The following is a 13,301-nucleotide window of genomic DNA, read 5'->3' as shown; positions in this document are numbered from 1 at the left end:
CGCGATCTTCCCCTTCTCCCCAGCGGGGAGAAGGTGCCGGCAGGCGGATGAGGGGGTCTTGCAGCACTATACCCATCGCCGTCAGTAAGCCCGCGCCCGGTCTTCGGCCTGCGCGTCAAGAATTTCGCGGACCCTTGCCACCAGCTCGGCTTCCGGCACGGAAACCTGCGCCACGCGGGCCTCGCGCCAGGAGGTGTTGTCCTCGATCTCGCCGGAAAGGCGCTTGCCCTCGATCAGGTCCTTGATCTGCACGAGGCCTTCGGCGCGCTCGTCGCCGCCCTGGATGATGGCGACGGGGGCGCCGCGGCGGTCGGCATATTTCAGCTGGTTGCCGAACTTCTTCCAGTTGCCCTGGTACATTTCGGCGCGGATACCGGCCTTGCGCAGTTCCTGCGTGAAGCGCTGGTAACGGCCCATGCTCTCGATATCGCCGTCCATGACGGTGACGAGCACGGGGGCGACCACTTCATTCTGCCCGAGCTTGCCGAGGTTCTTCAGCGCCGTCATCAGGCGCGAGACGCCGATGGAGAAGCCCGTCGCCGGCACCGGCTGGCCCATGAAGCGCGAGACGAGGCCATCATACCGCCCGCCACCGCCAACCGAACCGAAGACGACCTTTTCGCCCTTCTCGTTGGTGACGGCGAACTGCAGCTCGGCTTCAAAAACGGGGCCGGTGTAATATTCGAGGCCGCGGACGACGGAGGGGTCGATCTTGATGCGATCCGGGCCGTAGCCGGCGGAGGTGATCAGGTGGCCGATCTGGTTCAGCTCCTCGACGCCCTCGCCGCCGCGGGTGCTACCCTCCACGAGCTTTGCGAGGTCATCGGCGCTTTCGGCGTAGTCCTTGATGCCGACGAAGAAGAGCACCTTTTCGATCTGCTCCGCATCGAGCCCCGCACCCTTGGTAAAATCGCCGGACTCGTCCTTGCGGCCTGCGCCCAGCAGCAGCTTCACGCCCTCGGGGCCGAACTTGTCGAGCTTGTCGATGGCGCGCAGCACGTTGAGGCGGGCGCCCGCCTTGTCGTCGCCGCCAAGGCCGATCGCTTCCAGCACGCCGTCCAGAACCTTGCGGTTATTGACGCGGATGACGTAGTCGCCGCGGGCGATGCCGAGGGCTTCCATCGTGTCGGCCATCATCATGCACATTTCGGCATCCGCCTGCACGCCGGCAGCGCCCACCGTGTCGGCGTCGAACTGCATGAACTGGCGGAAGCGGCCCGGACCGGGCTTCTCGTTGCGGAAGACGTAGCCGGCGCGATAGGTACGGTAGGGAAGCTGGATCTCGTTGAAGTTTTCCGCGACATGGCGGGCGAGCGGCGCCGTCAGGTCGTAGCGCAGCGACATCCACTGCTCGTCATCGTCCTGCAGCGAGAAGACGCCCTCGTTCGGGCGGTCGGCATCCGGCAGGAACTTTCCGAGCGCGTCGGTATATTCGAAAAGCGGCGTTTCCACCGGATCGAAGCCGTAATGCTCGTAGACCTCGCGGATCTTCGCGGTCATCTCGTTGACGGCGCGGATATCCGCGGCATCACGATCGACGAAGCCGCGCGGCAGGCGGGCTTTCAGCTTCTGCGGTTTTTTCTGCTTTTCGCTCATCGGGATACCCGAAATTCCTGTATTTCCGTTGCGGTTTCCCTAGCGGATTGGACGGGCAGCGGCAAGGGCGAGATCACGGCCGATATAAGCGCGGCCCAGTATCAAGGCCCAGTATCAAGGCCGACGCAGCAGCGTATCCCAGCTGTGCACGATGACGGCGGAAGCGGTCGGGGCTTCCGTGGCGGGAATGAGCACCGAATGGGTATCGCCGCGGATGATGCCGCGCATCTCCGACTGGAAGGAGAGCCGCTTCATCTGCACATAGCCGTCGGGGATCGACGTCGTGGAGAGCGCGGTGCCGCCGTAGATCTGGATGCTGGCGATTTCGCGGGCATAGAGGCTGGCGACCAGCGCCTTGTCTTCCAGGCAATCGCGATAATGGCCGGTGAGATAACCGCGGATGCTGGTGCCGACGACGGCGCGCATTTCCGGGCTTTCGCGATATTCCTGCTGCGAGCCGCCGAGATAGCGGATATCGCGACCCTCCCAGAGGTTGCGGCTGTCGCGTGCCGTCAGGATCGCCTTCAGCAGGCGCCGTTCGGTCTGCGCGTCGGCGCGGCGCAGGAAATCGACGATGGCGCCGGTCGCGCGCAGGTCGGGTGCCGCGACGCCGCGCTCCCAGCGCGAGACGGTGGTGGGGGAAAAGCCGAGTTTCCAGGCGATGTCGTCCTGCGTCAGCCCGACCTTGAGGCGGTAGGCCCGGAGCTGGTCGACGAGGTCATGACCGGTGGTGAGGACGAAATGGGGCAAATTCAACCCTGCGGAGTGAGAAAATTCAGTTCCACGCCCTGTGGTCGAGTAAACGACCAGTTGCCTCGCTTTCAGCCGCCCGCGATGTCGGCTACCTTTGAGCTCAGCTAACCTCGGGTAGCTGTACTTGGATAAGCGGGAACGTAAACCCGTACTTTTACCGATTGGCGACAGCCGAAAATGGCTGGTAATTTACGCGCCGCGACCGTGCCGGGCAGGGTTGGTCGAACGCTCTCGGACACCACCGAATGGCATTGAAATCGACAATGACATCCAACCGTCTCGCCTCCGTGGCGCAGTTCATCGGTATCGATCCCCGGGAGTTGGAAAATCTCTTCGTCTGCGAGGAATGGAGCGCGGAACTGGCGACGGGCCTCGTGTGGCTGGGGCCGCAGGCGGCAAGCCTGCACGGCACGGCCAGCACGCCCTGCGGCATCATGGACCTCATCCACCTCTACGACCCGGCCGACTGGCAGAAGGTGTTGCAGGCGCTGGAGGATGCGGCGACCGCCTCCACCACCTTCAGCTTCTCGACCACCATCCGGCCGGGGCCGGGCCTGCACCGGCCGGTCTTCTGTTTCGGCCAGTCGGAGACGGTCGACGGTTCCGACGGCACGATCCACGGTACCTTCGCCATCGCCCGCGTCTGCATGGAGACGGTGCCGGATCGGCGCGGCAGGCTGAACTGACCCTTTTCTTTTCGGCTGCGAGCGCCTATCTCTCGGGGCATGAGACAGATCCTGTTCGTCTTCGCCATTCTGGGCGCCGTTCTTTCCGGCTGGGTGCCGGTGATCGCGGCGACGCTGAATGCCGGGCAACCGGCCGGCATGCATGCGATGCACCAGATGGCCGGTGACGACGGCGGCAGCGAGCACGGCAAGGCGAAACCCGCCGCCCATCCGCTTGCCTGTTCCGCCTGTTTTGCGATCGAGGCCGCGCGGCTGGAACCGATGAACCGCACGCTCGACATTTCGGGCCGCGTCTCGGCCGCCACGCCGCAGCTTGCCGGCCTGGCGCTTCCCCCGCTCGATCCGCCTCCCCGGGCCTGAACGACGCTTGAGTGAACAACCGGGTGCCTAGCACCCGGCCATCAACCGTTTTCAGAACTGGAAAAGACAATGAACGCAAAAACCCTGTTTTTCGGCGCAGCGCTGGCGCTCGCCTTCACCCTGCCCGCTTTCGCCCAGGAGGCCGACCATTCCGCCCATCAGGCCATGACGATGAGCGGCCCCAAAGGCGACCAGAGCGCGCCCAGCAAGGCCTTCGTCGAGGCCAATGCGAAAATGCATGCGGGCATGGATATCGAGTTCACCGGAAATGCCGATGTGGACTTCGTGCGCGGCATGATCGCCCATCACCAGGGCGCCATCGACATGGCGAAGATCGAGCTGGAATATGGCAAGGATGAAGGGATGCGCAAAGTCGCGGAAGACATCATCACCGCCCAGGAAGGCGAGATCAAGATGATGCAGGAGTGGCTGGCGCAGAACGCCAAGTAAAGAAGCAAAGCAAGGAGGCCCGCCGGCTGCCCGGCGGGCCTTCCGGATATCTATTCGCCGGCCGGCTGTGCCCGGTGGGCCGCCGAGGCCTCGACCAGCGAGGCCGCGATGACACGGGCCATCAGGAGGCTCGTTTCGCGAATTTCGGTGTTGCTGCCGTTGCGGGCAGACCGGATGAGGCGAAAACCTTCCCGGAGCATGATCTCCTGGGCCTTGTCGCAGGCCCAGACCTCAAGTGGAGATTCATCGAATGCAGGTGCGTTTGGCGTCATGTTTCCCCTCATGCCAAATCATTCAGCACAAAGCGGCACGCCGCGACTACCCCCGCGCACGTCGACCCCAGACTACCGATGTATGATTTTGCCGCTTTATAATAAGCTACATGATTCGTTGTAGAATCAAAGATATATTTGTGACGGCAATACCGGAATTATGGCCTTTCAAGGTCTTTCCTCTCCGCTTCCACTTCAGCGCGGCAGAAACATCCCTCGATATGGTCGTTGACGAGGCCCATCGCCTGCATGAAGGCATAGACCGTCGTCGGGCCGACGAAAGTCCAGCCGCGTTTCTTCAGGTCGTTTGACAGGCGCACGGAGGTGGGCGTCGTCGGGTTGGCGGCAATCGTCTCCCAGTCCACCAGCGCCGGCCGCTCCTCCGGCCCCGGCTCGAAGCTCCAGAAATAGCGGGCGAGCGTGCCGAACTCGTCGCGCAGCGCCTGCGCGCGCCGCGCATTGTTGATCGTCGAGACGATCTTGCCGCGGTGGCGCACGATGCCGGGATCGGCAAGGCAGCGGGCGATATCGTCCTCGCCGAACGCCGCGACCTTGTCGAAATCGAAGCCGGCAAAGGCGGCGCGGAAGGCCTCGCGCTTGCGCAGGATGGTGAGCCAGGAGAGGCCCGACTGAAACCCTTCGAGGCAGATTTTCTCGAAGAGGCGCAGGTCGCTGACGACCGGGTGGCCCCATTCGCCGTCATGGTAGCGGCGATAGTCCTCCAGATTGCCATGCCATGCGCAGCGCACGCGCCCGTCGTCGCCTTCCACAAGTCCCCGTGCCGTCATCGCCGTCTCCGTTGCCTTTTTGTTCCGGTTTACCACTCATCAACCACATTTGGAAAGCCGGCAATAACCCTACTCAAAGCTTTATCGGCATCGTGCATATCGAATGAACGGCCGTTTACCATTCGCTTCATCGGACAGTGCAAGCATTCTTTCCGAACCGGCGCCGCATCCTTCAATCGTGGCGGCGCATCCCGGCGACGATCAGTAGCGAGTACGTCCGATGTTGTTGATACGAACCCTTCTTGCAGCGACCCTTTTGTGCACCACCACGGTGGCGCAGGCGAACGACCGGTACATGAGCCGCCCGCCGATCGTCATCAGCCCCGATCTCACCGCGCCCTGGGTGATGCAGCTCACCGGCGAAGGCGTGCAGCCCGCCGTCAACACGCGCCGCATCCTCCAGCGCCAGAAGGTGCAGCAGCGCCGCGTCATCCGCCGCGATGGCGCCGCCCGCGTCGAGCAGGCTTCGGTGACGACGCATGCGAAGAACCCGATCAAGTCGAAGTTCGATCCAATGTACCTGCCGCAGGTCGTCTCCTACGAGAGCGAGCACAAGGCGGGCACCATCGTCATCGATACCAACAACCGCTTCCTCTATCTCGTGATGGGCGACGGCAAGGCGCGGCGTTACGGCGTCGGCGTCGGCAAGCCTGGCTTCGAATGGGCGGGCGCCCACACGATCACCCGAAAGGCCGAATGGCCGAGCTGGACGCCGCCGAAGGAGATGGTCGCCCGCGAGGCGGAAAAGGGCCACTACCTGCCGGCCTTCATGGAGGGCGGCCCGGAAAACCCGCTCGGCTCGCGTGCCATGTATCTCGGCTCTACACTCTACCGCATCCACGGCACCAACGCGCCCTGGACGATCGGTTATGCGGTTTCCTCCGGCTGCATCCGCATGCGCAACGAGGACGTCGTCGACCTCTACGAGCGCGTGAATGTCGGCACCAAGGTCATCGTGATCTGAGGCGAGCCGCCGTAAAGACAGACGCCGATCGAGCATCTCCGGTCGCCCCGCGGCCGGAGATCTTTGCTTTTATGGCAAGACTTCGTGCAACAACCCGAAGAAATCCGCCTTCACAATCGTCTTACTGCGCGTGGGCTGGCTTGAATTCGGTCAGGACTCGGCTAGCCTCTCGGAATTGAGGATTGAGAGGGAATACACCATGCGGAAATACGCATCGATCTTGCTGGCGGCCGCCGTCGCGGCCACGGCGATCATGCCGGCCACCTCGGCGGGCGCCTTCCCTGCCGCCCGTCAAGGCGGCCAGGTCGAGACCACGTCGGACGTCACGCTCGTACAGCAGTACCAGAGCAAGAAGCAGGTCGCGGCGAAATTCAAGCGCACCAAGGTGCGCTTCGTCACCGACCAAGCGCGCGGCACCGTGATCGTCGATACCAACAACAAGTTCCTCTACTATGTCGAGGGCAACAACAAGGCGACGCGCTACGGCATCGGCGTCGGCCGCGACGGCTTCGGCTGGTCGGGCGTGGTGAAGGTCGGCCGCAAGGCCGAATGGCCGAGCTGGACCCCGCCGGCCGAAATGCGCCGCCGCGAGGCCAAGAAGGGCCGCATCCTGCCCGTCACCCAGGCCGGCGGCGAGGACAACCCGCTCGGCGCACGCGCGCTCTACCTCTTCAAGGGCGGCCGCGACACGATCTTCCGCATCCACGGCACGAACCAGCCCTGGACGATCGGCCAGAACATGTCTTCCGGCTGCATCCGCATGATGAACAAGGACGTGGAGCATCTCTATGCCCGCGCCGACATCGGCACCAAGGTCATCGTCGTCGGCCCCGGCAACCGCCAGGGCAGCGTCAGCTACAACGACCGCGGCGTCGATTTCTTCGGCAACCTGTTCGGCTTCGGCGGCTGATCTCGCCACCCCATTTGAACGCCCCGATGCCGGCCTCGCGCCGGCATCGTCGTTTCAGCCGACCGAGCAGGAGACCTTGCCGGTGCGCTCGACGCTGTCGGCGTCCGCCCGGTTGAGGATCAGCTTGTAATCGCCGTCATAGGTGGTCTCGTCGTCCGTCATCTTCGTCCTGACGATGATATCGACCGAGCCGAACGGCAGGTCACCTTGGGTTTCCGCGTGGAGGAGAAGGCGGAGCTCGCCATCGTAGAGCCAGTCGTGGGCGAGATGCGACGGCGTGAGCGTCACGCGCTCCAGCCCCTTCGGCGCAACTTTCTTCGGCAGTTCGAAAGCCCCGCGGAAATTCAGAAGGCCGCCGCCGATGCTGTAGCTGAAACCGGCTTCCGCATCGAGCGTCAGGTTCTTGTCCTTCACCGCACAACTGAAACCGCCGGTGGCGAAGGCGGGCGAGGACAGGGCCGCAAGGGCGGCGAGCGAAAGCAGGAAGCGGCGCATGGCGATCTCCGGACGGGTTTGCACGCCGCTGCTCTAGCCGTTTACCGAAAAATTGGCTGTTTCGCGCGTGACAGGGTCAGGAAAGCACGGCCGGCTTTTTACCGCCATAGGCCCAGTCGAGCAATTCCACCGTATGCAGGATGGGGATTGCCGTGCCCGTCGCGATCTGCGTGATACAGCCGATATTGCCGGTGGCGATCAGGTCGGGCTTTATCGCCTCGATGTTCTTCACCTTGCGCGCCTTCAGCTTGGCAGAGATTTCCGACTGGAGGATGTTGTAGGTGCCGGCCGAACCGCAGCAGAGGTGGCCCTCCGCCGGATCGCGCACCACGAAGCCCGCCTTCTTCAGCAGCGTCTTCGGCGCCATGGTGATCTTCTGGCCGTGCTGCATGGAGCAGGCGGAATGATAGGCGACCGTCAGCCCCCGCGCCTCCTGTTGCGGCAGGTCGAGGGTCGACAGATATTCCGTGATGTCCTTGGCAAGTGCGGAGACGCGCGCCGCCTTGTCCGCGTAAGCGGGGTCGAGGCGCAACATGAAACCGTAGTCCTTGATCGTCGTGCCGCAGCCGGACGCGGTGATGATGATGGCATCGAGCCCGCCCTTCTCGACCTCGCCGAGCCACACGTCGACATTGCGCCGTGCCGCCTCCAGCGCCTGCGCCTCGCGGCCCATATGGTGGACAAGCGAGCCGCAGCAGACCTCGCCCGCCGGCGCCACGACCTCGACGCCGAGGCGGGTCAGCAGGCGGATCGTCGCCTCGTTGATCTCGGGCTTCAGCACCGGCTGGGCGCAGCCCGACAGGATCGCCACCCGGCCACGGCGCGGGCCTGCCGCAGGATGTGTGCCGGGCTTGGCGCTGTCGGAAGCCTTCGGCAGGGTGCGCGGTGCCAGTTCCAGCATGGCGCCGAAGGGTTCCAGCACCTTGACGCGCTTGAGGAGGCCCGCGAAAGGCCGGCCGAGCGCAGCGGCCTTCAACGCCAGGCGGAAACGGCCCGGATAGGGCAGCACGGCGGCGAGGACGTTGCGCGTCAGGCGGTTCCAGAACGGGCGCTTGTAGGTCTCCTCGATATGCACGCGCGCGTGATCGACGAGATGCATGTAGTCGACGCCCGAGGGACAGGTGGTGGTGCAGGCGAGGCAGGAGAGGCAGCGGTCGATATGGGTCACCACCTCAGCATCCGCCGGCCGGCCGTTCTCCAGCATGTCCTTGATCAGGTAGATGCGGCCGCGCGGGCTGTCGAGTTCGTTGCCGAGCGTCACATAGGTGGGACAGGTGGCGGTGCAGAAGCCGCAATGCACGCATTTGCGCAGGATCTTTTCAGACGTCGCGACATGCGGATCGGCCAGCTGCTCGGCGGTGAAATTGGTCTGCACGGCAATACTCCCTAGCGCAGCATGCCGTTCTTGCGGGCTGCGATGATGTAGTTCTTCTCGGCTTCGGTGACGTGCGCCGCCGCCAGCGCCTGTTGCCCGGCCGGCGTGATCGTCAGCACGTTGTCGCGCCGCAGGGGGTTGGCGGGCATGTAGCTGCCGTGGCGCGCCAGCTTGAGGTAGCCCTTCCTGATCAGGACGCGCATATCCGGCGTCAAAGGCGGCATCCCTCGCGCGCCGACGGTCGCGGACGGGCCGGTGTCGCCGCACAGCCACCAGAGCAGCGCCATCTGGCGCCGCGCCGCGCCGAGCACGGCGAGCGGCGCAGCCGGCAGGCTTCCCCAAGCGGCCTTGTCCTCGCGCGCCTGCCTGACGCGCTCCTTCCATGTCCGCCTCTGCTGCCGCGCAATCGAATCGCCTGCCAGCCGTCCCATCATCATGCTCCCTGTTTGCGGTCGATCAGGGGAGAGACGTAGAGGCCGGCCGGATCGAAGCTCGCCTTGACGCGCGCCGAGAGTGCCGCGACCGCATCGGCCTGCGGCTCGAACGTTTCCGTCGCGGCCATGACCTCCGGCCGGGCGCGCAGCAGCGTCGCATGCCCGCCGCCAATGGCCTTGATGTAGCGGCGCAGCAGCGCGGCCTCCGGGTCGGCTTCCATGCGCAGCCAGACGAGGCCGCCCTGCCAGTCGTAATAGGCGTCAACGCCGGTTTCGAGGCGAAGTGCGGCGACCAGCTGGTGGCCGGCGGTGGGGGCGACGGAGACGCGCCAGAGCGGACGCGGCGTGCCGTCGGCATAGGGCGCGGCATCGCGGATTTCGCGCCAGAGGCGGGCGGTGAGGTCGGCATCGAGGTGTGCGACGGGACCGAAACTGGCCATGGCAGCGGCAAGCTTTTCCGCACGCACGGCGACGGAGGCGGCGAGGCCTTCGAGGCGTAGAACCGTGGCGGCGCCATCCGGCAGGACGCCGCCGGCGAAACGGCCACGCACGCTTTCCGGCAGGTGGGCAGCACCCGAGACTTCCACCGACATCGACATGGCGGTCGCCATGGCCGCGACGGCTTCGGCGTCGTTGAGGTTCGAGACAACGATGGTGACGGCGGTTTCCGGCACCGGCAGGACGCGGAAGGTGACTTCCGTCATCAGCGCCAGCGAACCGTGCGAGCCGGCGAGCACCTTTGCGAGATCGAGGCCGGTGACGTTCTTCATCACCCGGCCGCCGGCCTTCACCACCTCGCCCTTGCCATTGACGAAACGCACGCCGAGCAGGCTGTCGCGCGCGGCACCCGCCACGAAACGACGCGGGCCGGAGGCATTGGTGGCGAAGACGCCGCCGATGGTGGGGATGCCGGAGGAGCCGAGCGCCCCGCGCAGGTCGCAGGGCTCGAAGGCGAGCATCTGACGGTTTTCCGCCAGCGCCGCCTCCACCACTTCCAGCGGCGTACCGGCGCGGGCGGTCATGGTCATCTCGGCGGGGTTATAGGCGACGATGCCGGTGAGGCCGCGGGTGGAGAGGATGTCGGCACCATCGGGTGCAGCGTTGAGGCCCCGCGTGCCGCCGCCGCGGATGGCAAGCGACGACCGCGACAGGGCGGCGACCTGGACGAGGCGCGCGGCGGCCTCTTCGGAGAGCGGTTCGTGGATCGGCGTCATGCGGCGGGGCGCCCTTCGAGCGGGAAGACTTTTGACGGGTTGAGCAGCCATTGCGCATCGAAGGCGGCGCGCACGGCCATCTGCTGGTCAAGGTCGACTTCGGCATATTGATGGCGCATCAGGTCGCGCTTCTCGATGCCCACACCATGTTCGCCGGTCAGGCACCCGCCGGCATCGACGCAGAGCCGCAGGATATCGTTGCCGGCGGCCTCCGCGCGCGCGGCATCTTCCGGGTCGTTGGCGTTGAAGAGGATCAGCGGATGCATGTTGCCGTCGCCGGCGTGGAAGACATTGGCGACGCGCAACCCGTATTTCGCGACGATCTCGGCCGTGCCGCGCAGCACATGCGGCAGCTGGCCGAGCGGCACGGTGCCATCCATGCAGATATAGTCGGCGATGCGGCCGGTGGCGCCGAAGGCGGATTTGCGGCCCTTCCAGATGAGGGCCGCCTCCGTCGGCGACTGGCTTTCCTTGACGACCTTCACGCCGTGGCGGCCGGCGATTTCGATGATGCTGGCGAGCATCGCGTCCATTTCCGCCTCGGAGCCCTCGACCTCGACGATCAGCAGCGCCTCGACATCCATCGGGTAACCGGCATGCGCGAAAGCCTCGCAGATCTCGATCGCCGGCTTGTCCATGAACTCGATGGCGACGGGGATGATGCCGGCGCCGATGACGTCGGCCACGCAGGCGCCCGCCTCCTCCGACGTGTCGAAGCCGAAGAGCACGGGGCGCGCGCCCTCGGGCTTGGCGATCAGCCGCACCGTCGCCTCGGTGACGATGCCGAGCTGGCCCTCGCCGCCGCAGACGAGACCGAGCAGATCGAGCCCGCCGGCATCGAGCCCCTTGCCGCCGAGATCGACGATCGTGCCGTCGATCAGCACGAGCTTGACGCCGAGCAGGTTGTTGGTGGTGACGCCGTATTTCAGACAGTGCGCGCCGCCGGAATTCATGCCGATATTGCCGCCGATCGTGCAGGCGAGCTGGGAGCTCGGATCGGGCGCGTAGAAATAGCCATCGGCGGAGACGGCGTCGGAAATGTTGAGATTGGTGACGCCGGCCTGCACGGTCGCCGTGCGGTTGGCGTAATCCACCTCCAGAATACGCGACATCTTGGAAAGGCCGATGACGACCGCGTCCTCCTGCGGGATCGCGCCGCCGGAAAGCGAGGTGCCCGCACCGCGCGGCACGACGGGCACGCCGTAGCGGTTGCAGTATTTCAGCACGGCGGCGACCTGCGCCGTCGTTTCCGGCAGCGCAACGGCGAGCGGCAGGCGGCGATAGGAAACGAAGGCGTCCGTCTCGAAAGGCACGAGCTCGCGCGGCTCGTGCACCAGGCAGCCCGGCGGCAGCAGATCGAGCAGATCGGCGACGATCTCCCGGCGGCGGGCAATCACCGCCGGCCGCGGCTCCAGAAACCCGATCTGATCCATGCGTCACCCCCTTCGCGTCAAGTGGTCTGTTTTCTTTACCACTTCCTATTGCAAGGCGCAAATGCTAAGCATTTTCTCCGCTTCGGCAACAATGGAATGCGATGGAATGACCAATCTCGGCGACCTCGAAATCTTCTCCCGCGTCATTGCAATGGGCAGCATGTCGGCCGCGGGGCGGGCCTTGGGACTGTCGCCGGCCGTGGTCTCCAAGCGTGTGAAAAGACTGGAAGAACGCCTCGGCACAAGGCTCTTCCAGCGCACCACGCGGCAGATTTCGCTCACCGAGGCCGGCCAGGGTTTTTATGACCGCATCGTCGGCATCCTTGCCGGCATCGAGGAGGCGGAGGCCTTCGTCTCCGGCCGCTCCGGCGCCGTGCGCGGCACGCTCCGCATTTCCGCGCCCACCTCCTTCGGCCGCATGCATATCGCGCCCAATCTCAAGGGCTTCATGGACACCTATCCGGAGCTCATCGTCAACCTGATGCTGACCGACGATTTTTCCGACATCGTCGGCGGCGGGTTCGATCTGGCGATCCGCATCGGCGAACTGTCCGATTCCTCGCTGGTCGCCCGCAGGCTGGCCTCGGTCCGGCGCGTGCTCTGCGCCTCGCCGGATTACATCGCACGCCACGGCATGCCGACCTCGCTGGAGGACCTGAACAACCATATCTGCCTGCCGCCGCATACGCAGGATGTCTGGCGGCTGGAGGGGCCGGAGGGCAGCGTCAACTATCGCCCGCAGGGGCCGCTCTACACCAATTCCAGCGAGGTGGTGCGCGAGGCGGTGTTTTCGGGCCTCGGCGTCGCGCTGCGCTCCACCTGGGATGTCGGGCTGGCGCTGAAGAGCGGCGAGCTGAAGCAGGTGCTGCCGGACTATGAGGGCTCGCGCAATGTCGTGCTCTCGGCGGTCTATCCGAGCCGGCAGTTCCTGCCGGTCAAGGTGCGGCTGTTCATCGATTATCTCGCCGATCTCTACGGCCCCCTGCCCTATTGGGAACGCTAAGCGCAATTGGCGCGGCGAAGACCTTGCGCTAGGCTGCGGGTCTCAAGCGGAGGGCGCGCGATGATCGGCAGGGTGACGGTGATCCTATTGGGATTGATGCTTCCGACGGCGGCATTCGCCAAGCCGCTCGATCCGTTGCTCGATGGTTTCGACGATGCCTGCGACTATAGCGATGCGCTCGGCGCCCTGCTCCAGTCGAGCTACGCCTTCGCCCGCAAGGAGGGTGAGATCGCGCTTCCGGCCGGTTACGAGGCGGTCTTCGGCGCCCCGACCGTCAAGCCCGACAACGAATATCTCCAGGTGACGCTGCCCGTGGTGGATGGCACCTGGCGCGGCGTGCCGGTCAAGGAGATCGAGATCTATATCACCGAACTCGCGAGCGGCTTCAGCTACCAGGCCGTGATCTTCCCGACGGAGGCGCTGAAGGAAGCGGAAGCCACCTTCAAGGAGCGCGGCGATGCCGCACAGAAGAAACTCGCAGCACAGGATGATTCCGGTTTCGGCTGGGACACCGGCTTCGCCGTCATCGAGGGCGCACCGCGCTACCAGTGCGACCTCTCCACCTAAG

The 13,301-nt window shown here is 65.2% G+C and carries 16 protein-coding genes; 7 read left to right on the top strand and 9 right to left on the bottom strand.

Going from position 1 to position 13,301, the window contains the following annotated elements; translation table 11 throughout:
- Positions 1-81: 81 nt before the first annotated feature.
- Both hisS and J2Y63_RS27115 read right to left on the bottom strand, forming a co-directional pair.
- On the bottom strand, positions 82-1,596 hold the full coding sequence (hisS, locus tag J2Y63_RS27120) for a histidine--tRNA ligase (RefSeq protein WP_435268628.1): 1,515 nt from the start codon (positions 1,594-1,596) through the stop codon (positions 82-84).
- A gap of 114 nt (positions 1,597-1,710) precedes the next feature.
- Positions 1,711-2,346 (bottom strand): helix-turn-helix domain-containing protein, encoded by a 636-nt coding sequence (locus J2Y63_RS27115; protein WP_435268627.1) that lies wholly within the window; start codon positions 2,344-2,346, stop codon positions 1,711-1,713.
- A 266-nt stretch (positions 2,347-2,612) separates the two neighbouring features.
- Between J2Y63_RS27115 and J2Y63_RS27110 the strand changes: the two genes are divergently transcribed.
- From J2Y63_RS27110 to copM, 3 genes are all read left to right on the top strand, one after another.
- Positions 2,613-3,035: a hypothetical protein gene (locus tag J2Y63_RS27110; protein ID WP_435268626.1), complete on the top strand. Its 423-nt coding sequence runs from the start codon at positions 2,613-2,615 to the stop codon at positions 3,033-3,035.
- A gap of 39 nt (positions 3,036-3,074) precedes the next feature.
- Positions 3,075-3,395: a hypothetical protein gene (locus J2Y63_RS27105; RefSeq protein ID WP_435268625.1), complete on the top strand. Its 321-nt coding sequence runs from the start codon at positions 3,075-3,077 to the stop codon at positions 3,393-3,395.
- A gap of 69 nt (positions 3,396-3,464) precedes the next feature.
- Positions 3,465-3,845, top strand: coding sequence for a CopM family metallochaperone (copM, locus tag J2Y63_RS27100; protein ID WP_435268624.1), 381 nt, complete (start codon positions 3,465-3,467; stop codon positions 3,843-3,845).
- A 50-nt stretch (positions 3,846-3,895) separates the two neighbouring features.
- On the opposite strand, the gene J2Y63_RS27095 is transcribed toward copM, so the two are convergent.
- Positions 3,896-4,117, bottom strand: a complete 222-nt coding sequence (locus J2Y63_RS27095) for a hypothetical protein (RefSeq protein WP_256118479.1) — start codon at positions 4,115-4,117, stop codon at positions 3,896-3,898.
- Between the two features lie 158 nt (positions 4,118-4,275).
- Positions 4,276-4,905 carry a DNA-3-methyladenine glycosylase I gene (locus tag J2Y63_RS27090; RefSeq protein WP_435268623.1) on the bottom strand — a complete coding sequence of 210 codons (630 nt, stop codon included), beginning with the start codon at positions 4,903-4,905 and terminating at the stop codon, positions 4,276-4,278.
- A gap of 220 nt (positions 4,906-5,125) precedes the next feature.
- Here J2Y63_RS27090 and J2Y63_RS27085 point away from each other — a divergent pair, with 220 nt between their 5' ends.
- Positions 5,126-5,869 carry a L,D-transpeptidase gene (locus tag J2Y63_RS27085; protein WP_435268622.1) on the top strand — a complete coding sequence of 248 codons (744 nt, stop codon included), beginning with the start codon at positions 5,126-5,128 and terminating at the stop codon, positions 5,867-5,869.
- A gap of 199 nt (positions 5,870-6,068) precedes the next feature.
- Complete coding sequence (locus J2Y63_RS27080; protein ID WP_256118476.1) at positions 6,069-6,779, top strand: L,D-transpeptidase; 711 nt, start codon at positions 6,069-6,071, stop codon at positions 6,777-6,779.
- Positions 6,780-6,833: 54 nt separating this feature from the next.
- On the opposite strand, the gene J2Y63_RS27075 is transcribed toward J2Y63_RS27080, so the two are convergent.
- Genes J2Y63_RS27075 through J2Y63_RS27055 form a run of 5 tightly spaced genes read right to left on the bottom strand, consistent with a single transcriptional unit; the run spans position 6,834 to position 11,730 of the window.
- Complete coding sequence (locus J2Y63_RS27075) at positions 6,834-7,298, bottom strand: hypothetical protein (RefSeq protein WP_435268621.1); 465 nt, start codon at positions 7,296-7,298, stop codon at positions 6,834-6,836.
- Between the two features lie 52 nt (positions 7,299-7,350).
- The gene (glcF, locus tag J2Y63_RS27070) at positions 7,351-8,649 is read right to left on the bottom strand and encodes a glycolate oxidase subunit GlcF (RefSeq protein WP_435268620.1); all 1,299 of its coding nucleotides are present in this window, start codon (positions 8,647-8,649) and stop codon (positions 7,351-7,353) included.
- 11 nt (positions 8,650-8,660) lie between these two features.
- Entirely contained in the window at positions 8,661-9,080 is a 420-nt protein-coding gene (locus J2Y63_RS27065) for a hypothetical protein (protein ID WP_327506105.1), read from the bottom strand.
- A gap of 2 nt (positions 9,081-9,082) precedes the next feature.
- Positions 9,083-10,297: an FAD-binding protein gene (locus tag J2Y63_RS27060; protein ID WP_435268619.1), complete on the bottom strand. Its 1,215-nt coding sequence runs from the start codon at positions 10,295-10,297 to the stop codon at positions 9,083-9,085.
- Complete coding sequence (locus J2Y63_RS27055) at positions 10,294-11,730, bottom strand: FAD-linked oxidase C-terminal domain-containing protein (RefSeq protein ID WP_435268618.1); 1,437 nt, start codon at positions 11,728-11,730, stop codon at positions 10,294-10,296. The genes J2Y63_RS27060 and J2Y63_RS27055 overlap by 4 nt, the downstream gene beginning before the upstream one ends.
- Positions 11,731-11,836: 106 nt before the next feature.
- Between J2Y63_RS27055 and J2Y63_RS27050 the strand changes: the two genes are divergently transcribed.
- Complete coding sequence (locus J2Y63_RS27050) at positions 11,837-12,733, top strand: LysR family transcriptional regulator (RefSeq protein WP_435268617.1); 897 nt, start codon at positions 11,837-11,839, stop codon at positions 12,731-12,733.
- Between the two features lie 60 nt (positions 12,734-12,793).
- Positions 12,794-13,300 (top strand): hypothetical protein, encoded by a 507-nt coding sequence (locus J2Y63_RS27045; RefSeq protein ID WP_435268616.1) that lies wholly within the window; start codon positions 12,794-12,796, stop codon positions 13,298-13,300.
- The last annotated feature ends 1 nt before the right edge of the window (position 13,301 follow it).

It is taken from the genome of Shinella sp. BE166 (assembly GCF_051201095.1).
In the GTDB taxonomy this organism is placed as follows: Bacteria; Pseudomonadota; Alphaproteobacteria; order Rhizobiales; family Rhizobiaceae; genus Shinella; species Shinella lacus.
This window is presented reverse-complemented; position numbering and strand designations above follow the sequence as displayed.

Excerpts from the sequence above, each read along its gene's own strand:
- J2Y63_RS27090 (WP_435268623.1), bottom strand. The coding sequence starts at position 4,905 with ATGACGGCACGGGGACTTGTGGAAGGCGACGACGGGCGCGTGCGCTGC.
- J2Y63_RS27095 (WP_256118479.1), bottom strand. The coding sequence starts at position 4,117 with ATGACGCCAAACGCACCTGCATTCGATGAATCTCCACTTGAGGTCTGG.
- J2Y63_RS27050 (WP_435268617.1), top strand. The coding sequence starts at position 11,837 with ATGACCAATCTCGGCGACCTCGAAATCTTCTCCCGCGTCATTGCAATG.
- J2Y63_RS27065 (WP_327506105.1), bottom strand. The coding sequence starts at position 9,080 with ATGGGACGGCTGGCAGGCGATTCGATTGCGCGGCAGCAGAGGCGGACA.
- J2Y63_RS27060 (WP_435268619.1), bottom strand. The coding sequence starts at position 10,297 with ATGACGCCGATCCACGAACCGCTCTCCGAAGAGGCCGCCGCGCGCCTC.
- J2Y63_RS27055 (WP_435268618.1), bottom strand. The coding sequence starts at position 11,730 with ATGGATCAGATCGGGTTTCTGGAGCCGCGGCCGGCGGTGATTGCCCGC.
- J2Y63_RS27080 (WP_256118476.1), top strand. The coding sequence starts at position 6,069 with ATGCGGAAATACGCATCGATCTTGCTGGCGGCCGCCGTCGCGGCCACG.
- hisS (WP_435268628.1), bottom strand. The coding sequence starts at position 1,596 with ATGAGCGAAAAGCAGAAAAAACCGCAGAAGCTGAAAGCCCGCCTGCCG.
- J2Y63_RS27085 (WP_435268622.1), top strand. The coding sequence starts at position 5,126 with ATGTTGTTGATACGAACCCTTCTTGCAGCGACCCTTTTGTGCACCACC.
- J2Y63_RS27110 (WP_435268626.1), top strand. The coding sequence starts at position 2,613 with ATGACATCCAACCGTCTCGCCTCCGTGGCGCAGTTCATCGGTATCGAT.
- J2Y63_RS27105 (WP_435268625.1), top strand. The coding sequence starts at position 3,075 with ATGAGACAGATCCTGTTCGTCTTCGCCATTCTGGGCGCCGTTCTTTCC.
- J2Y63_RS27045 (WP_435268616.1), top strand. The coding sequence starts at position 12,794 with ATGATCGGCAGGGTGACGGTGATCCTATTGGGATTGATGCTTCCGACG.
- copM (WP_435268624.1), top strand. The coding sequence starts at position 3,465 with ATGAACGCAAAAACCCTGTTTTTCGGCGCAGCGCTGGCGCTCGCCTTC.